The 23,163-nt window shown below is 48.6% G+C and carries 22 protein-coding genes and 1 pseudogene; 15 read left to right on the plus strand and 8 right to left on the minus strand.

The window, feature by feature from the left end; translation table 11 throughout:
- The 3 genes from AC6I8L_RS24500 (at position 1) to AC6I8L_RS24510 (ending at position 4,169) form a co-directional block, all read left to right on the plus strand.
- Entirely contained in the window at positions 1 to 1,203 is a 1,203-nt protein-coding gene (locus AC6I8L_RS24500) for an AAA family ATPase (RefSeq protein WP_058962422.1), read from the plus strand.
- 35 nt (positions 1,204 to 1,238) lie between these two features.
- On the plus strand, positions 1,239 to 2,174 hold the full coding sequence (locus tag AC6I8L_RS24505; protein ID WP_058962423.1) for a ParB family protein: 936 nt from the start codon (positions 1,239 to 1,241) through the stop codon (positions 2,172 to 2,174).
- A gap of 942 nt (positions 2,175 to 3,116) precedes the next feature.
- Positions 3,117 to 4,169 carry a RepB family plasmid replication initiator protein gene (locus AC6I8L_RS24510; RefSeq protein ID WP_058962421.1) on the plus strand — a complete coding sequence of 351 codons (1,053 nt, stop codon included), beginning with the start codon at positions 3,117 to 3,119 and terminating at the stop codon, positions 4,167 to 4,169.
- A gap of 1,179 nt (positions 4,170 to 5,348) precedes the next feature.
- Here AC6I8L_RS24510 and AC6I8L_RS24515 read toward each other — a convergent pair.
- Positions 5,349 to 5,771: an NUDIX hydrolase gene (locus AC6I8L_RS24515; protein WP_201785701.1), complete on the minus strand. Its 423-nt coding sequence runs from the start codon at positions 5,769 to 5,771 to the stop codon at positions 5,349 to 5,351.
- Positions 5,772 to 6,003: 232 nt separating this feature from the next.
- Between AC6I8L_RS24515 and AC6I8L_RS24520 the strand changes: the two genes are divergently transcribed.
- Both AC6I8L_RS24520 and AC6I8L_RS24525 read left to right on the plus strand, forming a co-directional pair.
- Entirely contained in the window at positions 6,004 to 7,737 is a 1,734-nt protein-coding gene (locus AC6I8L_RS24520; protein WP_498014818.1) for an ABC transporter ATP-binding protein, read from the plus strand.
- A 423-nt stretch (positions 7,738 to 8,160) separates the two neighbouring features.
- On the plus strand, positions 8,161 to 9,732 hold the full coding sequence (locus AC6I8L_RS24525) for a sensor domain-containing diguanylate cyclase (protein ID WP_498014820.1): 1,572 nt from the start codon (positions 8,161 to 8,163) through the stop codon (positions 9,730 to 9,732).
- Positions 9,733 to 9,791: 59 nt separating this feature from the next.
- On the opposite strand, the gene bdcA is transcribed toward AC6I8L_RS24525, so the two are convergent.
- A complete protein-coding gene (gene bdcA, locus AC6I8L_RS24530; protein WP_498014821.1) occupies positions 9,792 to 10,505 on the minus strand; it encodes an SDR family oxidoreductase in 714 nt (237 codons plus the stop codon).
- 77 nt (positions 10,506 to 10,582) lie between these two features.
- Between bdcA and AC6I8L_RS24535 the strand changes: the two genes are divergently transcribed.
- Positions 10,583 to 11,173: a TetR/AcrR family transcriptional regulator gene (locus AC6I8L_RS24535; RefSeq protein WP_058962477.1), complete on the plus strand. Its 591-nt coding sequence runs from the start codon at positions 10,583 to 10,585 to the stop codon at positions 11,171 to 11,173.
- Positions 11,174 to 11,311: 138 nt separating this feature from the next.
- Here AC6I8L_RS24535 and AC6I8L_RS24540 read toward each other — a convergent pair whose 3' ends face one another.
- Positions 11,312 to 12,079 carry an AraC family transcriptional regulator gene (locus AC6I8L_RS24540; protein WP_058962478.1) on the minus strand — a complete coding sequence of 256 codons (768 nt, stop codon included), beginning with the start codon at positions 12,077 to 12,079 and terminating at the stop codon, positions 11,312 to 11,314.
- 105 nt (positions 12,080 to 12,184) lie between these two features.
- On the opposite strand from AC6I8L_RS24540, the gene AC6I8L_RS24545 reads away from it, so the two are divergent.
- The 3 genes from AC6I8L_RS24545 (at position 12,185) to fos (ending at position 13,750) form a co-directional block, all read left to right on the plus strand.
- Positions 12,185 to 12,973 (plus strand): sulfite exporter TauE/SafE family protein, encoded by a 789-nt coding sequence (locus AC6I8L_RS24545; RefSeq protein WP_058962479.1) that lies wholly within the window; start codon positions 12,185 to 12,187, stop codon positions 12,971 to 12,973.
- Between the two features lie 92 nt (positions 12,974 to 13,065).
- On the plus strand, positions 13,066 to 13,275 hold the full coding sequence (locus AC6I8L_RS24550) for a hypothetical protein (RefSeq protein WP_058962480.1): 210 nt from the start codon (positions 13,066 to 13,068) through the stop codon (positions 13,273 to 13,275).
- A gap of 76 nt (positions 13,276 to 13,351) precedes the next feature.
- Entirely contained in the window at positions 13,352 to 13,750 is a 399-nt protein-coding gene (gene fos, locus AC6I8L_RS24555) for a fosfomycin resistance glutathione transferase (RefSeq protein WP_058962481.1), read from the plus strand.
- A gap of 20 nt (positions 13,751 to 13,770) precedes the next feature.
- Here fos and AC6I8L_RS24560 read toward each other — a convergent pair whose 3' ends face one another.
- Positions 13,771 to 15,015, minus strand: a complete 1,245-nt coding sequence (locus AC6I8L_RS24560; RefSeq protein ID WP_058962482.1) for a DUF2254 domain-containing protein — start codon at positions 15,013 to 15,015, stop codon at positions 13,771 to 13,773.
- A gap of 230 nt (positions 15,016 to 15,245) precedes the next feature.
- Here AC6I8L_RS24560 and AC6I8L_RS24565 point away from each other — a divergent pair, with 230 nt between their 5' ends.
- From AC6I8L_RS24565 to AC6I8L_RS24580, 4 genes are all read left to right on the plus strand, one after another.
- Positions 15,246 to 15,521, plus strand: coding sequence for a hypothetical protein (locus AC6I8L_RS24565; protein ID WP_498014825.1), 276 nt, complete (start codon positions 15,246 to 15,248; stop codon positions 15,519 to 15,521).
- 212 nt (positions 15,522 to 15,733) lie between these two features.
- Positions 15,734 to 15,979 (plus strand): regulatory protein YcgZ, encoded by a 246-nt coding sequence (ycgZ, locus tag AC6I8L_RS24570; RefSeq protein ID WP_058962457.1) that lies wholly within the window; start codon positions 15,734 to 15,736, stop codon positions 15,977 to 15,979.
- A 117-nt stretch (positions 15,980 to 16,096) separates the two neighbouring features.
- Positions 16,097 to 16,417 carry a hypothetical protein gene (locus AC6I8L_RS24575; RefSeq protein WP_236699807.1) on the plus strand — a complete coding sequence of 107 codons (321 nt, stop codon included), beginning with the start codon at positions 16,097 to 16,099 and terminating at the stop codon, positions 16,415 to 16,417.
- A 60-nt stretch (positions 16,418 to 16,477) separates the two neighbouring features.
- A complete protein-coding gene (locus AC6I8L_RS24580; RefSeq protein ID WP_058962458.1) occupies positions 16,478 to 16,741 on the plus strand; it encodes a biofilm development regulator YmgB/AriR family protein in 264 nt (87 codons plus the stop codon).
- 28 nt (positions 16,742 to 16,769) lie between these two features.
- On the opposite strand, the gene AC6I8L_RS24585 is transcribed toward AC6I8L_RS24580, so the two are convergent.
- On the minus strand, positions 16,770 to 16,970 hold the full coding sequence (locus AC6I8L_RS24585; RefSeq protein WP_058962459.1) for a hypothetical protein: 201 nt from the start codon (positions 16,968 to 16,970) through the stop codon (positions 16,770 to 16,772).
- A 474-nt stretch (positions 16,971 to 17,444) separates the two neighbouring features.
- Between AC6I8L_RS24585 and AC6I8L_RS24590 the strand changes: the two genes are divergently transcribed.
- On the plus strand, positions 17,445 to 18,527 hold the full coding sequence (locus AC6I8L_RS24590) for a class I SAM-dependent methyltransferase (protein WP_058962460.1): 1,083 nt from the start codon (positions 17,445 to 17,447) through the stop codon (positions 18,525 to 18,527).
- A gap of 372 nt (positions 18,528 to 18,899) precedes the next feature.
- On the opposite strand, the gene AC6I8L_RS24595 is transcribed toward AC6I8L_RS24590, so the two are convergent.
- The 3 genes from AC6I8L_RS24595 to AC6I8L_RS24605 form a co-directional block, all read right to left on the minus strand.
- A complete protein-coding gene (locus AC6I8L_RS24595) occupies positions 18,900 to 19,298 on the minus strand; it encodes an H-NS family histone-like protein (RefSeq protein WP_045816870.1) in 399 nt (132 codons plus the stop codon).
- Between the two features lie 583 nt (positions 19,299 to 19,881).
- Positions 19,882 to 21,078, minus strand: a complete 1,197-nt coding sequence (locus tag AC6I8L_RS24600) for a type II toxin-antitoxin system HipA family toxin (protein ID WP_236699808.1) — start codon at positions 21,076 to 21,078, stop codon at positions 19,882 to 19,884.
- A gap of 58 nt (positions 21,079 to 21,136) precedes the next feature.
- Positions 21,137 to 21,493, minus strand: a complete 357-nt coding sequence (locus AC6I8L_RS24605) for a helix-turn-helix domain-containing protein (protein WP_058962462.1) — start codon at positions 21,491 to 21,493, stop codon at positions 21,137 to 21,139.
- 438 nt (positions 21,494 to 21,931) lie between these two features.
- Between AC6I8L_RS24605 and AC6I8L_RS24610 the strand changes: the two are divergent.
- Positions 21,932 to 23,160: pseudogene (locus AC6I8L_RS24610) on the plus strand (MFS transporter).
- The last annotated feature ends 3 nt before the right edge of the window (positions 23,161 to 23,163 follow it).

The following is a 23,163-nucleotide window of genomic DNA, read 5'->3' on the forward strand; positions in this document are numbered from 1 at the left end:
ATGAAGCGTGATTACGGTGACGTGTTTGACATCGCCAACCGTGCGAATGGCATGCTGCACGGACTCAGCAGCCATATCGAGCAGCAGCGTCAGGAATTTAACCAGCAAGGCTACTACCATACCTTTACTCGTAATGCCGTCGCCAACTTACCGCTGTTGAGTAAACACGCGGTTGCCGCCGCCATCAGTGAGATGGAAGAGGCGGGTTATGAATTCGGCAGAAAGCAGACGGGCAGCACTTCTCAATATGCAATGAGCATTCAAAACGTCGTCGATATCTATAAGCATCGCAAGGTGCCCAAATATCGCGACAAACATAAAGATCCCTTCGTCGTTTTTGTTGTAAATCTCAAAGGTGGCGTGTCCAAAACCGTCACGACCGTTACCCTGGCACACGGTTTACGTGCTCACCCAGGCTTGCTGCATAATGATCTGCGAATTCTGGTGATTGATTTGGATCCGCAGGCCTCCAGCACCATGTTCCTCAGCCATACCAACAGTGTCGGTTCGGTGCTGGAAACGGCTGCACAGGCGATGCTGAACGATGTCAGCACTGAGCAGCTGCGTGAACAGTTTGTGAAACCCACTGTGATGCCAGGCGTCGATGTGATGCCCGCTTCGATCGATGATGGTTTTGTCGCCAGCGACTGGGATGCACTGGTTGCTGAGAATCTACCCGGCATCGCTCCATCGGAAGTCCTGCGTCGCAACGTCATTGATCGTCTGGCTAAAGATTACGATTTTATTTTCATCGACACCGGGCCACATCTTGATGCCTTTATGCTCAATGCCATTGCCGCCAGTGACCTACTGCTCACGCCGACACCGCCAGCACAGGTTGATTTTCACTCAACGATGAAATACCTGACGCGACTGCCGGAAATGCTTGAGCGCATTGAGAACGAGGGGATAGAGCCAAGATTGAAAGCAAATATTGGCTTTATGTCGAAGATGACCACCAAACATGACCACATTACGTCTCATAGCTATGCACGTGAAGTGTTCACAAAATCGATGCTGGATGCGGTATTACCCCGTTTAGATGGTTTTGAGCGCTGCGGTGAGTCATTTGACACGGTGATCAGCGCAAATCCGACTTCGTACCCAGGCAGTGCCGATGCACTCAGAAAGGCGAAACAGGAAGCCGAGAATTTTTCACGCGCTGTTTTTGACCGCATTGAATATATCAGGAGTACCAAGTGACCGAACCCAAATCTCTCAAAAGAATTGGCCGCACCATGGGCCAGTCGCAGATGTCGAGCTTTATCAACAGCGGCAATCAGTCACGCGTATTTACCCTGAAGTCCGGAAACACGGCGACATTCAGTCGCCAGCTCATCCCAAGTGGTGAAGTGGAAAGCAAAACCTTTGTTGACGCGCAGGTGAATGGACGAGATCAATCAGCGCTGACCGAAGAATCAGTAAAAGACATTACGCGCACCATTGAGTTGCAGCAGTTCTTCCCAGCGATTGGCCGCCTAGTGGATGGTCGCATTGAAATTATGGATGGATCTCGTCGTCGCGCAGCTTGTCTGTTTGCCGGTACGGGTCTCGAAGTTCTGGTGACCGAGGATGACATTGATATCAGTGATGCCCGCCAGCTGGCCGCCGATATTCAGACTGCAAAAGAACACAATCTGCGAGAATTGGGTCAACGTTTCCTGATGATGGAAGCGCAGGGTATGAACAAGACAGAGATCGCGAAAGCAGAAGGGATCTCAAACGCCAAAGTAACGCGTGCTTTTCAGGCTGCGTGGGTTCCTGCTGAGTTCATCGAGTTAATCCCGGTTGTTTCCGACCTCAGCATTCCGGACTACAAACTGCTGCTGGATGTGGCAGAAGAAGCGAAAGCAGAGGGTGTGGCGGTCAAAGAGGTCGTCGCTCAGGTCAAAGAGCGAATGGATGACGATCAGGCGCTGCATAAACTGGCTTCCGATGATCAGAAAACCCGGATCCTGTCGTTTTTCACCACCGCTAAAAAGCAGCTGGTGAAACCGGTGAAAAACAAAAGTGTCACCACTGAGAAGTTTGGCCATTTCTCAGATCGTACCGCTTACGCTAAACGCAAAACTAACGCAGAAAAACGCCATGTGCAGTATGAATTCCACCGTTTGCCTGCCAATACGCTGGAAGAGATCGATATTGCTATTAAGGCGATCCTTTCTAAGTCTTGATCCGGCTCCTTCATACAACGCAAATCCTAAATGGACGTGATTTTCACGTCCTTTTTATTGTTCCCACTTTTCAGTAACCCACGCTCGTTTGAATCTGTGCTTCTAAGCGCTTCAGCAGCCTTCTAAGCCATTTAAGTTCAATTATCGTATCTGGTAAGCCCAATCCTCTCAACGCGCCAAAAACCCTGTACAGGCTGAATTTACGAACATCTGATTGATGATCGTGTTTATACCAAAATCTGGGGTCATCCAGGCCAACAAGTTATACAAGGGGATCTTTTCTCGGGATCGACATTGAGAATTGAACCAAATCACCGTATTCCGGCTGAAATCTGCTTAACAGTCTCATTTAACGCTGATTTTTATCCCCTTTATCCACAGGGTAGATCCAATTATTCGATCATAATGAGATCCCATTGAGATCAAAGAAGATCCCGGATCGCTGCAGGCCTTGATATGACTGGTCTGAAAGGGCCTTAATAACCGCTATAAGGAGTAAACTAACCGCTGTGGAGAGGAAAATAACCGATGAAATGAGTGAAACAACCGATGAAGAGAGTGACTGATAACCGCTGTAGTGAGCAGGCAAGAATGCAAGCTGTGTGTAACTGATCCCGCTGTGCATAACTTTGATTTCCAGTGACGTGATTGACTGAATTTCAGCCGCCGTTATCCCGGAATGGTTATCCCCATTATTCACTGACCCGATCCAAGAACAGATCCTCATAAGATCATAGAAGTTCCAAATAGATCCCCACTACGGTTAAAGCCTTGTGCCACAAGCCCTGAGGAGATATCGCTAACCGCTATAAAGAGTAAACTAACCGCTATAGAGAGTAAATTATCCTCTATAGAGAGTAGTCTAACCGATGAAGTGAGTGCTAGTATCCGCTATAGAGAGTAAACGCGCGATGTCCCTGTGTATAAACCGGATCCTCGAAAATGTCGGAAAATGAGCTAAAAAACAACAAGATAGTTGAAGCCTTTTCAGAAACAGATAAACGAACTGGCGAACTGGTTGTACTTACCCCCAACAGAGATAACACTGTTCAACCGGTTGCTTTAATGCGATTGGGCCTGTTCGTTCCTACGTTAAAATCGACCAATAACCGTAAAAACGACACGACAGCCGTTACTGATGTCACGAACGAACTCAAGTTACTGTCGCTCGTTAAATCAGAAGGTTATGAGAAGATCAGGATCATTGGCCAGCGACTTGATATGGACAATGATTTCAAGACGTGGGTCGGGATCATTCACGCGTTTGCAAAGTACAACGTCACCAATGACAAAGTCGTTTTACCCTTCGTCGAGTTCGTCAAACTGTGTGGCATTCCTTCCTCTCGATCTTCAGCCAAGCTGAGGGAGCGACTGGAAGCTTCGCTGATCCGCATTGCATCCAATACCATCCAGTTCGGTACTGCTGACAAAGATGAACTCTATGTCACGCATCTGGTGCAATCCGCTAAATACAGTGTCAAAAAGGATACGGTCGAGCTTCAGGCCGATCCCAAGCTGTTCGAGCTGTATCAGTTTGATCGCAAGGTTTTGCTGCAGCTTCGTGCCATTAACGCTCTGGCTCGTAAGGAGTCCGCTCAGGCGCTTTATACCTTTATCGAAAGCCTGCCTCCTAATCCGGCGCCCATCTCCATGGCGCGCCTGCGACAGCGTCTAAATCTGACATCTCGTCCCATCACGCAAAACGCGACCGTACGCAGGGCGATGGAACAGCTCAAAGACATTGGTTACCTTGATTACACTGAACTAAAACGCGGTAGCTCCGTGGTATTCCACATTCACTATCGCCGACCTAAGCTCAAACCTGCAGAGCTGCCACTCAAGCTGCCGGACATACTCGAAGATGAGCTGGAGTTGGATGATCCTATAGAGACCAATGATGTTGCTGCAGTCAGCGAGCCGCAGGGTGAAATGGTGATGCTGTCAAAAGCGGAGCTGAAGATCCTCGAGGAAATCCGCAAAGGTAAAGTGAAGTAGCCTTCTAAATTAGCCCTCCGTTTGATAACCGCTATAGAGAGCACTTACTCTCTATAGCGGTTATTTGCTGCTGCAGTCCACGCCTTTCACCTCCCACATTCACTGCTATCAAGACATTTGTGACCCAGTAACCACTATAGAGAGTAGGCTTGTACTCTCTATAGTGGTTATCTGGAAGTCGCTCACAATTTGCACCATTACCAGCCCAAAACCCGCAATGTGACAGCTTTCAATGTGATAGAAGAGGGGACTGCTTATGGTGAGTCGTCATGGAATGATCCAGGATCGTCCCCAGATTTAACAACCACTATAGAGAGTAGGTATGTGCTCTCTATAGTGGTTATTCGACGGAAGTGACGTTATCACTTCTATCTTATTGAGTTATCTGATGATTATTGAGGGATATTTGTTCAGATAACAGTGTGATTTATGTTCAATATCGCCTAAATCACAATGATTATTGCTTTATTATCTTTAACTTACTCACTTTTACTGCCGAAAACTGCTTTTCCTTCTATGTATATCCACTATAGAGAGGAGTTACTCACTACAGTGGATAGCACTGCTGGTGGCATTGATGAGCGGCTTAGCCTGAGATCCTGCTAACAGGAACGCTATTGCGGGATTTTCGCATCCTGCAATAACCGCTATAGAGAGTGAGCTTGCTCTCTATAGCGGTTATTTGGTTTCGTTTAATTATCTTAAGTCTATGATTTATAGTATTCATTTTTGATGTTTGATTTTTTGGCTAACCGCTATAGAGAGTAAAATTTCAAGCAATGCACATATCGGAAGAACTTGAAGATCCCATATCGATCGCAAGATCGTTGATTTGCAGGGCAGAGGATCAAACATCCACTATAGAGAGTAGAAACAACCACTATAGAGAGTAACTACTCACTACAGTGGTTATGTTTAATCTACCCCCCTGGTGATTACTAACCTCGCAAGGCTTGCCAATACTGGTGTTAGTAATTACTAACATAAAGGTGATGAGCGCGAGTGCACAGGAACGGATAATTGTCATCATTGCAGCGCGTCAGGGTATGAAGGAGTGGTTTACTCTCTATAGTGGTTGTTCCACAGGATCGAGTCGCACTACGCGATCCTGATCAGGTGAAGATCCCATTCATTTCACGTTTGCTCTTGCTTATCATGACTGGCTGGCAATAGGTAGACTCAGTGAGCGCTTTGGCCTGCGTTCAATATGAGGGGGATTATCTGCTGGCTGGTGAGTGGGGCTAATGGTAGCGAAGCATCATCGGATGGATGGAGCCAGGTGATCTCTTCAATCTCAGCTGCTGGCGTAATCGTCGTAGTGGGTGCAAGAACAGTGAATATTTCAGCGATGAGCGTATGTCCTGGCTCATTTGCGGCTGTGTCAGTGAACTGGCCTACATATTGCGTATCCTGCTCGGTGACATTGATTTGCAGTTCCTCTTTGAGTTCACGAATCAATGCAGCCACTGGCTGTTCAGTCGACTCAATTTTCCCTCCGGGCTGCATAAAATAACGTGTACCGCGCTTGCGGACTAAAAGTACGCATCCCTCCGCATTGATCATGATTGCCGCCGCAATGCGGATAACCTTCTCTGCGATCATCTTCATCCTCCAGTCTTTGTTACTGCGCCTTCGTACCGGGTTGGCGGAAGGGAGGGAGGAGTATAGCGCAAGTGAGAATGGTTATTAATTACATGTTTGATAATTCTGTTCGCTTTTCCTCATTACGCGCTGCGAAGTAGATGTGAGCGATTAGTGTAAATGAATTTCATTCTCAACTATCATTGTTTGCAACCCGCGTGACCCATTCCAACTGCAACAAGAGAGGCAGTCAGTGTTATTGGCAATCAGGTACGTCTTTGCATCCAGCCCGCTTCGTATTACTGCACTTATCGCCATCGTCCTTCTTCAGGGCCTGATACCGGCGCTTAATGTCTTCATGACAGGAAAGATAATTAACACACTTCATACGCCTCAAATCAGTGATCATGCACTGATGTTCAGTGTCGCTATCTGGTGTCTGTCTTTGCTGGGTATTCAACTGATGACCCCGCTGGTGAATCTTATTCAGGGTGATGTGACGGAAACTTCGACCAGCCATTTCAGCGCAAATATTATGCGGAGAATGAATGAATCTTTTACTCTGAGCCTGTTTGATAACAAGGAGCGTTACGAGCAGCTGGAATTTTTGAAAAAAGAAGCAGCATACCGACCGCTTAATTTCATCATTTGCATTATTTACTCATTCAGAGCCACCGTGATGGCTGGAAGCTTGCTACTGGTGCTGATTGCGTATTCAGGGATTGGGGCGGCCATTTGCGCCTTGTCCGTATTACCGATGATTATCATTAATATCCATATCCAGAAAAAATACGTGCACGAGTTATTCAAAAACTCTAAGGACGCAATTGCAATGCGTTACGTCTATGGTGTCAGTATGGATAAAAGCTTTTTACAGGAAATTCGATTCTATGGGCTGGGTAGTTATCTGCTAAAAAAGTTCTCAGGGTCAGCATTTAATACCTATCAACGTATGCACCAGCAACGCGTCAGGGCGCTGATAACGCCCATTCCCGCCATGCTGCTTAGCCTGGTGATGCTATTTGCCGGGGTGTATCTTTTCCTGAGCAATCTGCGCAGCAGTGATATCGCGGTGGGCGCGTTAGTGATGGTGTTTCAGTCCATTGTGATGATGAAATCGCATCTGGATGAAATTGCGAATTACGGTGCCAATCTGACATCAATGGGCAGCTTTTTTCATAGTTACCACTCCTTTATGACCGAGGAGATTGAGCCCGTTACCAACGGCCAAAGATTACTCACCGATAACACGCCGTTCTCACTCAGTATTAAGCATCTTAGCTTTGGTTATGAAGGCCGAAGCAAGAAGGCCTTAGACGGCATTGATCTTGAGATTAGGGCAGGTGAGAAAGTGGCGATTCTGGGGGATAACGGAAGTGGTAAAACCACGCTGATTAAAATGCTGCTGCGGATGTATGCCTATGAACAGGGTGATATCAGCGTATCCGGTGTTCCACTACAAAGTCTGGAGATTGACGGTTACCGCCAGCAGGTGGCAACTGTGTTTCAGGACTACGGCAAGTATGAATTTACCGTCGGTGAGAATATCGCACTGAGTCAGTATGACACAGAAGCGCATTCCACTCAGGTTGGCGATTTACTCAATAAAGTCGCGTTTCCTCATCCGCAGCAGACCCGACTGGGTAAACAGTTTGGCGGTGATGAACTTTCAATCGGGCAGTGGCAAAGGCTGGCGATCGCGCGTGCGTTATACCGGAAAGCCAATCTGTTCATCTTTGATGAGTTTTCATCCTCGCTCGATCCAGAAACTGAACATCGCCTGTTTAATGAAATCCTTTCACTCGATACGACGGTTATCGCCGTGACTCACCGTCTGGGAAATATCAGAGAGTTCGACAGAATCGTGGTGATGGCGGATGGAAAGGTGATCGAAAACGGAAGTTTTGCTCTGTTGATGGGTAAACAGGGCAAGTTTTATAATATGTGGCACGCTCAGTTTAAATCGGTCATTGCTGAATCGGCCTAAGCAATCGTCGGAACTGCCTCCTTGAAAGAGAAGCCAGTTCATGTTGTTAATCCGGTGCGTCATAAAAAGGCTTTCTTCAGAAGGTTGAATAATAAAGGCGCACTGGATTAAATATTTAAAACCTGTCATCGATAGAAACTGGCCTGTCAGGCAGGTCAGTTTCAACATGGCGTCTATAAAAGAAATTTGATTATGGCATTCTAAAAATCATCACAGAAATACATATCTTTATTCAGACGTTCTTGTTTAACTCCCTTCGTCATTTTTACTGATATCAATTGGTAATCATTCCTGAGCGTTATCAACACCAGGCAGCAAGAAATATCCTATAGTTCAGCCTTTTTAGCGGGTAATGCCAGGCAAGCTTACGCATTTCTCTTTATCTGCTTAACTGAATGCTGGATAAAGTTGATGGGGATAAGGATGGATAAAAAAGACACGCGCGAACAGGCAGGGCTCCTTTATCACTCCCTCATCAGAAGTATCACGCTTGCAGGCATTGTGCTTATCGCCGCGGTGTTAGGTATCAGCATATGGACGCTGCATCAGGACTGGAATGACACCGTCAGGCAGTGTGAAGAAACAGCGACGAACCTGGCGCTGTCGCAGGCGCGGCAGGCGGAAGATACCTTCTTGCAGACTGAGCTCGCGATGCGTGAAATGCAGCGTGACGTTGAATCGCAGCTGGTGACCGGTATCAATAGCCGCAATCTGAGCCAGACCATGCGGGAGCTTCAGGGGCGATTGCCGCAGCTGCACGGACTTTTCTATTACGACGCCCAGGGCAAATGGATAGCCACCTCTGCATCGCAGATACCGGCAGACATCAATAACTCCGATCGCGAATACTTTAGGTTTCAACGCGACAATCCGCGCAACAGCATTCATCTTGGTCCGGTGATCCGTAGCCGAAGCACCGGTGATCTGGTGATCCCCGTCTCACTTCGCATCAGCGATGCGCTGCGCGGGTTTCAGGGCGTTTTGCTGGCTACGGTGAAAGTTGACTATTTCCGGCACTTTTACGCTTATTACGAGATGGGGGCGAAGGACGTACTGGTCCTGATGCTGGCAGACAGTTCGGTGTTATACGCACGGCCGATGCCTGATAGTTTTATCGGCAAAGATCTCTCTTCCAGTCACCTGTTTCAGCAGATGCTGCAGGGCACCAACCGCGGAAGCGGGCAGTGGACCTCTGCACTTGATGGCAAACCGCGTATCTTTGGTTTTGCACGATCGGATCGTTACCCGCTGGTGGTTGCAGCAGGGTATGACACGCATAGCCTATTCATTAAATGGATGAAAGGACGCGTACAGGATGTGTTGCTGAGTCTTGCACTATTATCCGCCATCGTTGCCATGGGCGTATTCGTGCTGCGTCAGGCCCGGCACAGCTTGCATTACCAGCTTGAACTGACCAATCTTCGTGATGAACTGAGCGTAGCCAACCATGCACTGAACAGACTGGCGCATGCGGATGCGTTAACGGGGCTGGCGAACAGACGTGCATTTGATCGCTACCTTGAGGAGTGCATCCTGGCCGCTGACACGCACAACGAGCCGGTTTCGCTGGTGATGATCGATATCGATTATTTCAAACGCTATAACGACACTTACGGCCATGTGGCCGGGGACGAATGCCTGAAGCGTGTGGCGCAGGCGATAAACGCCATCTCTCTGCGCGGTACCGATTTGGTGGCACGATATGGCGGAGAAGAGTTCGCCATCGTACTTCCCGGTGCTGATATTGAACATGCGATGGCGGTGGCTGCTGCTGCTGTGCAAGCTGTACGTGAGCAGGACATCATCCATGACTCGTCTCTGTTAGCTTCCCAACGGGTGACGCTGAGCGCGGGATGTGCATCGCTGAACACTGAGAGAGAAAATCGCTCGGCTCAGTTGTTGATCAGGCAGGCCGATATGGCGCTTTATTCCGCTAAGCAGGCGGGCAGAAATCAGGTGAGGAGCGATGAGTCATATCTGAATACTCACAGCTGAAAGAGCAAATGCAGCCAGGTTTTAGTGGGGCAACCTGGCTCAAATTCAACGATGACATCTTACGCGCCAAATCCGCCATCAATCGTGTGCATAGCGCCTGTCACGAATGAAGCTTCCGGACCGGCAATCCAGGCAACCATACCGGCCACTTCTTCAGGTTTACCGTGACGCTGAATGGCCATAAAACTGTGCATCAGCTCCTTCATCGGGCCGTCTGCCGGATTCATATCGGTGTCGACGGGACCCGGCTGGACGACATTCACCGTAATACCACGTGGTCCAAAGTCACGGGCCAGACCGCGCGCTAATCCTTGCAGGGCCGATTTACTGACGGCATAGGCTGCGCCGCCTGGCATTGGCATCCGGTCTCCGTTGACGGAACCAATGACGATAATGCGACCGCCTTCTGGCATCTGACGGGCGGCTTCCACCGCAGCGTGATAAGGTGCGTGAATGTTGATGCGGAATAAGTGATCTATGGCATCGCTTTCCAGCTCTAACGCATCACCAAAAATTGCCACGCCCGCATTCACCACCAGCACATCCAGAGGCCCGGAATCGCGTACCAGCTTAGTCACGGCATCGCGATCGGCGCTATCCGCCTGAACCGCTTTACTGCCTGTGTCTTCCGCCAGTTTTTCTGCCACTTCGCTCGAGCCGGCGTAACTGAACACCACCGCAGCACCTTCGGAGGCAAAACGCCGCACGATTGCCGCACCAATGCCCCGACTACCGCCCAACACCAGTACCGATTTGTTAGTAAATACCGCCATTAGAGTGTCCTCAATTGTATTGTAGTGGTCATTACAATATTATTGAGTCAGTCAGGTTGTCAAAGGAATATGTAGTGATGACTACAAAAATTAGCCGTACGCCAGGCCGCCCACGCAAGTTTGATGCGGAACAGGCGGTATGCATTGCACAGAATTTGTTTCACTCGTGTGGTTACGACAAGGTGAGTGTGGGGGATTTGACCAAAGCCTTTGGCATCAATCCGCCCAGCTTTTATGCCGCCTTCGGCAGTAAACTCGGGCTTTATCGGCTGGTGCTTGATCGATATGCCCAAAATGGCGCTATCAGTTTCAAAGCGCTTTTGCGTCACGATCGTCCGGTGGCGGAGTGTCTCTCTGCGGTACTGGATGAAGCTGCAAGTCGCTATGCTGCCGATCCAGAAGCCACAGGATGTCTGGTGCTGGAAGGTATCCATAGCGATGATCTTTCTGCGCGCGAGGTGGCCTGCGGTTTTCATACAGCGGCCGAGAAGATGTTCCATGCCTATATTGCCGAGCGCTATCCAGAACAGGCTGTTCGAATAACCGATTTTATGGTGACGATCATGTCGGGTTTGTCGGCTCGCTCACGGCAGGGCGCAAGCGTGGAGCGTTTACGGGAGACAGCACGCATGGCTGGTCAGATGCTGGCGCAATTACTTCCGGTTTAAAGCGGTCACTGCTGTTGTTGCTGACGCAGTTAAGAAATGAACTTCCATTTCTGCGTTCAAAGACGGCTGGCGTAAAAGCTGCAAAGTCCGTACTTCAGGAACCGTAGTTTCTGGTAGGGATAACTAAGTGCTTATATCTCAAAAGGGATGATAAAACGAAGGCGGCTGGCCGGTTACGCGGCGGAACATAGTCGCAAAAGACGAACCATTGTCATAACCCAGCGATAAAGCGACCTCATTCACCGACTTGCCCTTAATGAGCAAGGACAGCGCGCTGACCACACAGGCTCGCTGACGCCAGGCGGAGAAAGTCATACCGATTTGCTGCAAGAAATGGCGGCGAAAGGTGCTGGCACTCATAAACATCATTTTTGCCCAGCGATCTGCAGGATCGTGGATGGAGGGGGCAAGCAGGAATGCCTGGCACAGCGCCAACAATGCGGGTTGTCGTGGCAGGGGGATATCGAATTCTCGCGCAGGCATCGCTCCCAGCTCGAGTAATAGCAAGTTGATCAGCGCGCATTCACGTTCACCGCCATAAAGCAGCGGCAAGTCCACTGCGTCCAGCAACAGCTGACGTAACAGGGGCGATACGCTGATAACCTCGCAGCGAATGCGGTCACTTATCCGTGCTGCGCACGCAGGTGTGATGTACAGGCTTCGCGTCGTTACGCCGACAAATTTCACCGCATGAAGGGTTTCCGGCGGGATCCACACCGCATGCTGTGGCGGCACGACCCATTCTCCGTCCTGAGTTGATACATGCATCTGCCCCGTTGCGCCATAAAGCAATTGGGCCCGGCGGTGCTGGTGGGGGGCCAGTACAAACCCCTGCGCATAGTCATTCCCCATCGCGACCACATCACGTTCTATCCAATCGACATCGTCAATGCTTGTGTTGCGCACGTTCACTCCTTATGACCGATTGGCAAGGGTAATTGAGCGTTGCTCAAATGGGAAGTGGGTCATGCGAGCGTTAGGCTATGGCTTTATTTATAAGTGGAACGTCCCTTGAGCGATATTCTCTTGATTGTGCTGGCTGGTTTTACCACTGGCGTGACTACGGTGCTGTTTGGTTTTGGTGGCGGCTTTGTCGTCGTGCCATTTGTTTATCAGTTGTTGCGTGGGCAGCCCGAAATGGCAGGCAATGCGATGCATATTGCCGTCGCCACCTCCACGGCGGTGATGATATTTAACGCTGGGTGGGTGAGCTATCGAAACTGGCGAGCGGGTGCCATCGCAGTACAGGCCTGTTTTCCCCTCATTTGGTTTATCGCTATAGGTGCGGTGGTCGGATCATGGCTGGCAGGAATGTTAAGCGAAGAGTGGGTTCGTTCACTGTTTACCCTATATATGCTGGTCACGATTGCTGATTGCCTGCTTCGTAAAGGTTTCTTCAGTGGTAGCACGTCACGCCGGCTATCGAGGGCTACTGTGACAGGCGGCAGCATACTTATCGGTTCAATTGCTGCGATGTTGGGTGTGGGTGGAAGTGTCATGACGGTACCGCTATTGCGACGGCATGGCTATCCGATGCGGGAATGCATCAGCGTTGCCAATCCGCTTTCGCTGCCGGTAGCGCTATGTGGCACCATCACTTATGCCATCGGCGGCTGGCAAATAATTCCGGCAAGTGGTTTCCTCGGATTTATTAGTCTCAAAATTGTTATGTTGCTGGTGGTCACAGGGTTCATCGGCATTTTGGTTGCACAAAGATACATTCCCGCCGTGCCAGATGTCTGGCATGCGCGAATTTATGTGCTGTTATTGACTGTTGTGCTTGTGGCAATGGTGCTTTAACGGGATTCATTTTTGCAATGAAATGAAGTTCGTCACTGTCCATGTTACTAATGGCGAGTTTGAATACCTTAACGTTCACGAAGGAGTCAGTCATGTCTGAGCAAAATGAACACGCGGAAGGAAAAGCCATTTGCAATGAGATAGGCGGTGCGGTGCTGGAAGTTCTGGGCAGAAAAAGCGAGTTCGCCGTTCAGTCGCTGATTGATGTCTTGCAGGAAGCGCAAAACGATGGTCATCACTATGATGCCGAGCGTGAGCAGGGCATGGAAATGGCGATAAGAATTCTGCAGAAGTTTGCTTAGCGACCCACGTGGCAGCCGCTTTCCATCTCATCGCCTGTGATAAATTAACCCTACAACTTCTTGTATTGAGTTCAATATGCTGACCGGTCTGAATCACATCACTCTAGCTGTAAGCAATGTCTCTGCGAGTTTCACCTTTTATGTTGAGACGCTGGGATTCACTCCCCGCGCACAATGGAAGAATGGCGCTTATCTCTCGATAGGTGAGCTTTGGCTGTGCCTCTCACTGGATGCCGTTTCCATCGGTAAAGATTACACGCACTATGCCTTCAGCATTGAAGATGAAGTGTTTGAAGCTTTTGCCGAAAGGCTGAAAGCTTCAGGCGTAAAAGAATGGAAGGTCAACAAAAGTGAGGGCAAATCACTCTATTTCCTCGATCCGGACGGCCACAAGCTGGAACTCCATGCCGGTGATCTGGAAAGCAGATTAAATGCATGCATGGCACAACCGTATGAGGACATGACGTTTTATTAGTCACTTGCCCATCCCTGACACTAAGGTTGATGGAGGCCTTTGGCCAACGTTCTGAGTCTCTCTATATCCGTCTCAATCGGTATAGCGGCACTGGCAAAGGCAATGGCTCGCTCCGCGTGACGCCTGGCGTCAGACCCATACCTGGCAGCATTAAATTGTGCCAATGCGATAAACGCTTTCTGCAGGCGAATTTGTACTTCAATCATGCCTGCACCGTCACGTGCAATAGCGGAAAACGCGTCATCGAACATATCCTTAATGGACGGTTTTTGCAGAAAGAGACGAGGAAAGCGGGTATCGCCAATGTCAGGTTGCACGCGCAAGCAAAAGAGCCTGACCAGTCTGCCAATAATATCAATGGCAGTCCCGGGATCGTTGACTGCCGGAGAGAGCGCTCGTGACGCAATCTCAGACAAAACGCACAACCCGAAGCGCGGGTCCTGATCAAAAGAACGCTGCTGATCAACTGTGAACGCATCTTTTACCGTCTCAGCAGCAAGACTTTTTGATGTCTTAAGCCAGGCCAGGGGAGTCGAGCAATGTATGAAGGCGCCTGGTTGAACCGCAATATACAGATAGATCCCTTGTGCTTCAGCGAAATCAGACAACATACTGAAATCAATATGTTGTAGATAACCCACTTCTTCAGCATAAACCGGTATCAATGAGTCCGGCAGTCCATCGGAGACATGCCAGGGAGAGCAGCCCATATAAGGGTCTTGTAACCGACTAACCAGCGCAGCCTGAGTGACCTCTTCGACACGTTGGGAAGTCTCTGCCATACGACCAAACTGCGCCAGATGCTGGATCCATCGCAACAACGTAATCACAATCATCACAATTACGACCAGCGTGACAAAGAATAGGATGACACGTCCTTGAGATCCGTAAGCCCCCATACTCAGTGCAACAATGCCCACCAGACTATAAAGAAAAGACCCGATGAACGTTGCCAGCACATTCTGCGTGGTCCGATCCTCTACAAGTAAACGCGTGGCGCGCGGCGTGACACTGCTGCTCGCCGTGTTATAGGCTGACACCATAATATTGAGTGAGAAGGTGGTGACCGCAAGCATGCTGGAAGCCAGAATACCCAGGATTTTATCCACGGCATCCGTGCCGATTAACCCGGTAATTCCTGAAGGAATAAAGGGTTTAATCACGATGGCGAGTAGGGCTGTCATCACCGCCAGAACAGCAAAAAGGGAACTTCTGAACCACAGTTTCCGCGTAAGCTGGCTCAGGATCCATTGTGTTTTTGTCATCGTGCTTTCCTTGTTATTGCAGGGTTCATCCACATAAACTCTTCATGGGTTTGTCAGTGTGCTCATCACTGTCAGCAATGGCGTTAACGCCTGATAATGGCAAGAATATATTGCCTCTGGATAAATCCTGAGTGACGCATAAATTCTGCGCCAGGTTTAACCCAAATATCCCATCGGCTACAATAGATCCCGAGGACTCAGCGTAAGCCCGATTCTCAGGAGGTAAGAGAATGGACAATTCAGATAAAATTTTAGGCGAGGCTACTTATCAGATTCTCGCCCGCCGCGAAAAAATCAGTGTTATTCAATTAAATCAGGAACTGCATCGCATGGCCGACGAGGCTAATACGCCAGAGCGTAAACAAGCCGTTTTGGCTGCGATTGACTGGTTGAATGATTATCGGCAACCCTCGTCAGAAGATAAGCGCAGCAGCTCACCGTTACGGCGTCTGAGTGAAAGCTCTGACAGCATCACATTATTGCCAGTTGAAAATATTAAAAAGTAGCGAGAGTACTTAACTCAAATATTAAGAACCGATCAAAATACTTGTCGTAACAGACGATTAAGATTTTTCTGTTTGGCGAAGTCCCTCTCAGCCTATAGCACTTTTTGCAAAAAAATGGGCACCTGACATTGACTATATTTTTGTACAGATTTTGCAATAACTGTACAACTTTATCAGGTCATTTGCCTGACCCAACATGAGAGGGTTAACACATGCGTCAGAATGGATACACTCCGAACTCTTCCGAAGCTATTGCACAATATTTTAATAAAGCCTCTTTGCCTTCTCAGCAAGAAACATTGGGTCAGATCGTGGTGGAAATCCTGCGAGAGGGCAAGAATCTGAACCGTAAATCACTCTGCACTAAGTTACTTCGTCGTCTGGAAATTTCCTCCAACGCTGAAGAGGAACACCACTATCATCAGCTTATCGGACTGCTTTTCGATCGGGATGAGTGATTCAGTATTTAGGCCTAAGTTGTACAACATTACCGTTCTGAATTTGCATGGAATGAGAATGATTCCTGGCTCCGTGACAGAAATTGCAATTTGCAGTCTGTTTACAGCAGAATTGCCATGCAGATGCCGTTATCAGAGAAGTATATGAATAGAAGTGAACACCAGCAGTTAGTCGATGAAATTCTCGGTGAAGCCACACTGGTTCTGCTCCAGCGTGCGGGGCCTGTTTCTTTCCGTGCACTCATCGAACAACTTCAGGTTATGGAAGACCAGTCAGATGATGCTGACAGGCGGCAATTGATCGCCCAAACAATTGTTGAAGTAAGGAAGAGCATCGCCGAAGGAGAACGAGTTAAACAGCAGAGGGCGGAGGGAATAAACTCTGTCCAGCACTTGTACACGGACTCACATCATTCAGGTAATAACAGAAAGCATTGAATATCGACTCGATTACTATCAGTGATTAACCCCTGACACCATTTAGCTCGGAAACAAATCATGCATACATCAGAAGACATCTTTTCTGCGCTTGCCGATCAGGAACTGGCTGAACGTTTCCGCAATGCGGGTCCGGATTTGAAAGATGAGGCGAAGATTTTAGGCGTCATCATCCGTAATGTGCTGGCATCGGAAGGGCAGATAACGAATAAAGCCATTATCATCAGTTTAATCCGGGCACTTGAATCAACTCACGATGATTCTCAAGCCCAGCTCTTACGCCAGACTCTTGAAATCGTTGTGGGCGTAACACCGGATGATTAATGCCTGATTCTTTGCTAGCTCGCGCATATCAGTGCATCATTTTCGAAAGTAAGCGGATAAGCGTTTCGTATTTTTCTCTTAAAACTGAATCCGCTTCATTGTCTTTGAGTTTTTGCAGGGCTAACGAAATTTCATGCACCTCAAAAGCTAAGCCTTCCCGGATAAACGCTGACACCGTGGAGCCTAACAACGCTAATATATCTTGTGTAATCTGGCCATCATGCTTCACCGCGACTCCACACTCTGTATAAAAATACAGTGTGTCATATCTGAACCTCTACCGATACCCTTAAATAATTGGATCTCCGGCATTCCTAATTTTTAAATATAAATTTGTCCTCATACGCTATTGTAAATAAAGAGTTTAATCATAATTAACGCTGCGCTTATAAAGTTTATTCTCAACGACTCTCATTCATGCATTTCTGGCAAAAATCGTCACTCTCTTAAAGATTAATGGATGCCATCATTTGACCCATCTAAACCTCCTTCCACTATGAACTCACCTTTTCCCCGTTGCTCCATGACTCTGTATTCAACAAACAGATCGGGTGAAGTGTTATAAATTTTATTTGTACGATGAATAATAATGATTATCATTTACAGGGTTAAGGCTTAAAATTGCACGCATCATTAGCAAAGCCAATTTTACCCTTACAAAGAATGTGATGAATTCACACCCCATTTGATCGTTGGAGTGGTTATGAATGGAGATAAAAGCGCGCATCAGGGCGTAGCGAACTCACAGACGGACAGCCATTTTTCGCCCGCTACTGCTGCCTCATCAAAATATGAAGATTGGCAACGGGCAGGGCATCAGGCTGCGCATCGATTACCGACGCCTGAAATGATTGCTTCACTGGCTGCTTTCCAGACGGAGAGCGAGTCAATGGCGCCGTTAATGATCTGGCAACTCCTGCATGAACTCTCTTTTATCTCCGTTGAAGGTTGGCTGATTGCGGATGCGCGCCAGCGAGCAGGGATTGCCGACTGTTTTCAGTTTATGCTGGAAAAATGGCACGGCATTCTGGAGGAAGAAGGGATTGTGGAGCAGCGCGATCAGCGCTGGTTTGCTGGCGATTGTGCCCCGAGTCTGCCTTCCATCGAACAGCGTATCGACGATGCAAAAATTCGTCTGCGCCGTTGTCTCGATTGGCACGTTGAGGGAGAGGCTTTCCTCAACACATTATTCGCAGACCAGCACTCACTGTGCGAGGTGATGCGCTATCCCGAGTTAGCATCCAGCCGATTATCACCGCACGAGAGCTGCCCCCTTTATCCAGCGATGCATCAAAAGAGCATGCTGGCGGATTACCTCGGCCAGATTACCGCCTCACTGCTACAAACGGCAATGCAGGGAAGTGATTGTCCAAAGGTGCTGGAAATTAACGCAAACACTGACCATGGTGACCTTCAACCATTGCGGGACTGGCCAGGTTGTCCATCGTCACAACTCGATGCCGTACTGGCAACCAACGTATTGCACACAACTCAAGGCCTCGAAGCCATGCTCCAGGGCATCTGGCATGCATTAAAACCTGAAGGTGTACTGATTGTGGTGGAACCCACACAAGATTCCTCGCTGAGGTGGATAACTGCCGCTGCGGTGCTGCAGCAGGCAACAGAAGGGCATAATTTGCAGTTCACGTTATCTCTTTCGCGTGAAGCCTGGCTGCAGGCATTTGTGCACCACGGTTTTTGTCTGATGGGTGATTGGCCTCAGCCGGGGACGTCATTTTCGTTTGCTGGTCATCAAGTGTTTATATTGCAGAAGCCGGTTGAATGAGTGGTGAGTATGTTCGTGCTGCAATCAACCCCACTTCTGCCGCACATTGAGTCATATATTGGCTTTTATAAGGTTTTGAAAATAACAGTCTGGAATCGGATCGGGAATTTAACCTGATTTTAAGGCGAGCTAAACCTGAGTAAGGCAGAACAATGTCATAGCGGCGCACTCATTATTGTGCGTTATTAAAGTCAGGGACGGGCGATTTGAACATGACTATGACAATAGTTGATAGTTAACCCCGTCATTATCTTAATAAGGGGATTCCACGAAAGCGGGAGAGAGCGAAGATATCAATCAGTATTTAAGTTCTGGTGGGCGAAACACCCACCAAAAATGTTCGATAACTCAAATTAAACGGGGAAAGCCCGATTAGATAAGAAAATCATCGAGAGATTTGCCGGCATCAACAGCAGCTTTAATCACAGCTGGCGTGCGACCCTGACCGGTCCAGTGCTTCTCAACGCCTTCTTCCGTATATTTATATTTAGCCGGACGTGGAGCACGTTTAGCGCGAGTCTTACCGGTTGGCGTTAAGGCGCCCAGCAGTTCGTTCGGGTCAATGCCGTCCTGCAGCAGCAGTTCACGATATTTAGCCAGTTTCTCTTCTTTTTCACGCACGGCGGCTTCGCTGGCGTTGTTTTCTTCACGGCGCTCAGACACAACAACAGTGAATTTTTCCAGCATTTCTTCCAGATCGGCAAGCTGCACTTCACGTGCCTGCGCGCGAAGCGTACGGATATTGTTTAACGCTTTAAGTGAATCACTCATGAACTTCTCCTGAATATTTTGTCGCTGAACGAAATAAATTAAGTGGTGCAGTAGATAACAAATTAGGGAAGAGTATATCGATGTTACTCTCTTGGCAGAAGTACAACACATCAGATATCAAGAATAAAGCCCGCAAAGTGTCAATTTTTAGATATTTCTCAAAAATTCGGGGTGTGCCATGCGTTGAGAAGTCGATAATTGCGCTATGAACTCTATTTTAACTATCAGTGATTTTAGCGTTTGGTTATATTTTTAAGTATGTCGACGCAGAAAAACTTATGTTACCCGGTCACAATGATTGTCAAGCCCACCTTTGGGAGGAAGCAAACGTTAATGGCTACTTAATTAATGACCGGATAAAGTGTTCACTCGTGCAGATAACCTCACGTTGCGTCACTGCTAATCATCTTAACGGTTTACAAGATAGCTATGATGGATAGGGGCTCAATTTTGCGTGGTGAGAGGTTACTCGTGTAAATTTCTGGCAGTGAATATCAAGCAAGCTAGATGTTTATATGCGTGTAAAAGCGCAATCATGAATCCATGGAGCGGTCAGATTGATGTCATTCCGCATCCTACGCTGTTAAAGCGCTCTAAGATTGGCTTGTATTTGCGCATCGATTGCTTTGATGACCGTAGCCGGAATCATATCTCCCAATGCGTTGGCGGTGTGAACAAATGTCCGGGCAACATCACTGACTTCCTCAATAATAAGATTCAGGTTTTTCTCGCTAATATCCACAGACTTGGCAGCCTTAAGCAATGCATTGCGAGAGATACTGCTTCCATAACCCACTACAGATGACTGGTGCTGGCCACCCGGACCGCTCTGAAAGGTCAGGTCGTACGCCGGTGAGACTTGCCACTCTTTATTTTCATTGAGTGTGAAAGCGAAATTCTTCGCGTGATCATCCTGGTTGTTCATGATGACGTTAAATACCATACGACGGGCCTGAACCTCACGCTGTTTTACTGAACGTGTCACCATCGCAGTTGCACGCAGAATATCGCTGTAATCAAGGCACGGCAGCCGAAAATCAGCTTGTAGCACTCCAGCCATGCTCAGAGTAGGGATCCGCATGCCATTGATACGATCAAAGCGTTTGACGCCAAAAGCGGACAAGCCATTCCCCAAGGCAAACCAGTGGCTTTCCGGAAAATCAATACCTGACATCCGTGCCATACGTGCATAGACTTCCTCCAGCGCACACACCCAGGATTCTTCCTGTGCGGCAGGGAATTTAATTAACCAGGGCTCGCAGCCTTCTGCAGGGTAAGAGCTCATCCTACCGCTGGCAGGATTAAACTCCAGCAACGCTTTAGGACGTGCTCCATGTGGTGAACCGCCCAGACGTACCAGTTCGGGTAATATATCGGAATCCAGGCCAGCCACTTCCACCTGAATTTCCCGCGCAAGAACAATCAAATCATCAATATTTTGCGCATTTCCTTGCTGGCCTGGAATATCTAATACCGGACGGTAGGTCAATCCACCCATGATGTTGCTGCCCAGCATTGCCAGCCGATCAAGTATGGACAAACGTGCGGGTTCGATACTGTTACGGCGTAACAGGCGATCCATCAATAAACGTCCCCAACCGTCGGGGAGCGAATCCGCGATAAAGCCCGGTATGCCTTCCTGATGACGTTCAAAATTTGCGTATGTTGTGTTAGCAAGTGGATGTAGCAGCGGCGAAAACTCAATGCCATGCTGAAGACTTTGCTCGGAATATTCGAACAGCCACTCGCCACGCTGCCTGCCTGCCGCCAGCACGCCCATGCTCCATTGTTCTCCCCAGCCTTCATACATGACTTCCAGGCGCTGAAGAGCCGAAAAACTAGGATTCATGGTTAAGGGGTCCTTGTTTGGAAGATGAAAGGGTTGATTTTTTTGAACTACGCTTCGTTGCTCTTTGCCGGCCTGGGGCGTTGAGCGCTTCAACCTGCGCAATGCTTAATGCGGGTGGCGTAAACAAATTCATCATTTCTCTTTCAAGACGAAGTGCAAACACGACCTTCATAAAGTTTTCAAGCGTCACTTTACCGTTATTTTCCAGCTTTTTCAGTGCGGAAACTGAAATCCCGGCGTTATCAGCCAATTCTTTCTGCAGCATATTGCGCTTAAGGCGATATGCTTTGAGACGCAGCCCAAGTTCAGCAATCATCTCAGATTCAGAGAAGAGGTTAAGAGACATTTTAAAACCTCCTGGCGTCATAAAATAAGATTATGAGCTCATTATAAGGCTTTTAAAGTAAAAATTGTAGCGCGAGTTGGTTAAAGGTGTTTATAAAGTCTTTTAATGGCTAAAACCTTGTTTAAGGGTGTTTAAAGTCACTATTAAAGTAGCCCGCTACTCTTCAGCTACACAAAAAAACGAGTTAAGGCATAAACTGCTCAGATCAAACCCTGACCTGTTTTGCGCCTGGATTTGCTCGAGTGTTTTAAAAAACCAAAAAAACTCATCGTTAAGCGGCTCAGTCCTAATAGGGTCTACGCCATCTCCCACACCAGCCATCCATCCTCTCTTTCCTCATAATTAAAAATTTGTGATCAACCACGATGATTTCCATTTTGTAATCGATTACTTTTATTTTCTCGCATTTTGTAATCGATTACTTTTTGGGGGTTGGAAATGGTTGCTGCGACACAAGGCACCGCGCAAGACCAGGCAATGCAGCGCATGCTGGTTCCACGGCTGTCACTGATGATGTTTCTTCAGTTCTTTATCTGGGGCAGTTGGTCGGTCACGCTGGGATTGGTGATGACGCAGCACAACATGTCCTTGCTGATTGGTGATGCTTTTTCGGCAGGGCCTATTGCATCCATTCTCTCGCCGTTTGTCTCGGCATGCTGGTGGACAGATTTTTCCCCTCGCAAAAAGTCCTGGCAGTGATGCATCTGGCCGGTGCAGTGATTTTGTGGTTTGTGCCTCAGGCGATGATCGCCGAGAACGGCGCGCTGCTGATCGGCTTACTGTTTGGCTACACGCTGTGCTACATGCCCACGCTGGCACTGACCAATAATATTGCTTTTCACAGTCTCGCCAGCAGTGAGAAGAGTTTCCCGGTAGTGCGCGTGTTCGGCACCATCGGCTGGATTGTCGCTGGCCTATTCATCGGGTTCACGGGAATCGCCTCCAGCGTCAGTGTCTTCACGGTGGCGGCGATTTGTTCCGTGGCACTGGCAATCTACAGCCTCACGCTGCCGCATACACCCGCACCCGCTAAAGGCCTGCCATTCAGACCGCGCGATCTGTTCTGCGCTGATGCGTTTGCCCTGCTAAAAATCCGTCACTTCTTCATTTTTTCGCTCTGTGCCACGCTGATTTCCATTCCGCTGGGCACTTACTACGCCTACACCGCTTCTTGGCTGGCCGACGCCGGTGTTGAAAACGTCAGCTCACTGATGTCCTTCGGCCAGATGTCTGAAATCTTCTTCATGCTGGTGATTCCGCTGCTGTTTCGCCGACTGGGCGTGAAATACATGCTGCTGGTCGGCATGTGCGCCTGGTTTGTGCGTTATGCGCTGTTTGCCATGGGCATGGGCGAAGAGGGACGCGCGCTGATTTGGCTGGGGATTCTGCTACACGGCGTCTGTTACGACTTCTTCTTTGTCGTCGGCTTCATCTACACCGATCGCATTGCGGGAGACAAAGTCAAAGGACAAGCGCAGAGCATGATTGTGATGTTCACCTACGGCATTGGCATGCTGTTGGGATCGCAGATTTCAGGTGCGCTGTATAACCACCTGGTCGCGGGTCAGGTATCGGCCGCCAGTTGGGGCATGTTCTGGTGGATCCCGGCGATCGCGGCTGCCGTGATTGCCCTGTTGTTTATGTTCACATTTAAGTATCGCGATTGAGTT

The sequence above is a fragment of the Type-E symbiont of Plautia stali genome (genome assembly GCF_059731115.1).

What these genes read in the sequence shown, in the direction of transcription:
- AC6I8L_RS24550 (WP_058962480.1), top strand. Translation starts at nt 13,066, where the DNA reads ATGTCTGAGCAAAATGAACACGCGGAAGGAAAAGCCATTTGCAATGAG.
- AC6I8L_RS24565 (WP_498014825.1), top strand. Translation starts at nt 15,246, where the DNA reads ATGGACAATTCAGATAAAATTTTAGGCGAGGCTACTTATCAGATTCTC.
- AC6I8L_RS24525 (WP_498014820.1), top strand. Translation starts at nt 8,161, where the DNA reads ATGGATAAAAAAGACACGCGCGAACAGGCAGGGCTCCTTTATCACTCC.
- AC6I8L_RS24595 (WP_045816870.1), bottom strand. Translation starts at nt 19,298, where the DNA reads ATGAGTGATTCACTTAAAGCGTTAAACAATATCCGTACGCTTCGCGCG.
- AC6I8L_RS24580 (WP_058962458.1), top strand. Translation starts at nt 16,478, where the DNA reads ATGCATACATCAGAAGACATCTTTTCTGCGCTTGCCGATCAGGAACTG.
- fos (WP_058962481.1), top strand. Translation starts at nt 13,352, where the DNA reads ATGCTGACCGGTCTGAATCACATCACTCTAGCTGTAAGCAATGTCTCT.
- AC6I8L_RS24590 (WP_058962460.1), top strand. Translation starts at nt 17,445, where the DNA reads ATGAATGGAGATAAAAGCGCGCATCAGGGCGTAGCGAACTCACAGACG.
- AC6I8L_RS24605 (WP_058962462.1), bottom strand. Translation starts at nt 21,493, where the DNA reads ATGTCTCTTAACCTCTTCTCTGAATCTGAGATGATTGCTGAACTTGGG.
- AC6I8L_RS24535 (WP_058962477.1), top strand. Translation starts at nt 10,583, where the DNA reads ATGACTACAAAAATTAGCCGTACGCCAGGCCGCCCACGCAAGTTTGAT.
- AC6I8L_RS24505 (WP_058962423.1), top strand. Translation starts at nt 1,239, where the DNA reads ATGGGCCAGTCGCAGATGTCGAGCTTTATCAACAGCGGCAATCAGTCA.
- AC6I8L_RS24575 (WP_236699807.1), top strand. Translation starts at nt 16,097, where the DNA reads ATGCAGATGCCGTTATCAGAGAAGTATATGAATAGAAGTGAACACCAG.
- AC6I8L_RS24560 (WP_058962482.1), bottom strand. Translation starts at nt 15,015, where the DNA reads ATGACAAAAACACAATGGATCCTGAGCCAGCTTACGCGGAAACTGTGG.
- AC6I8L_RS24600 (WP_236699808.1), bottom strand. Translation starts at nt 21,078, where the DNA reads ATGGGCGTGCTGGCGGCAGGCAGGCAGCGTGGCGAGTGGCTGTTCGAA.
- AC6I8L_RS24510 (WP_058962421.1), top strand. Translation starts at nt 3,117, where the DNA reads ATGTCGGAAAATGAGCTAAAAAACAACAAGATAGTTGAAGCCTTTTCA.
- AC6I8L_RS24500 (WP_058962422.1), top strand. Translation starts at nt 1, where the DNA reads ATGAAGCGTGATTACGGTGACGTGTTTGACATCGCCAACCGTGCGAAT.
- bdcA (WP_498014821.1), bottom strand. Translation starts at nt 10,505, where the DNA reads ATGGCGGTATTTACTAACAAATCGGTACTGGTGTTGGGCGGTAGTCGG.
- AC6I8L_RS24515 (WP_201785701.1), bottom strand. Translation starts at nt 5,771, where the DNA reads ATGATCGCAGAGAAGGTTATCCGCATTGCGGCGGCAATCATGATCAAT.
- ycgZ (WP_058962457.1), top strand. Translation starts at nt 15,734, where the DNA reads ATGCGTCAGAATGGATACACTCCGAACTCTTCCGAAGCTATTGCACAA.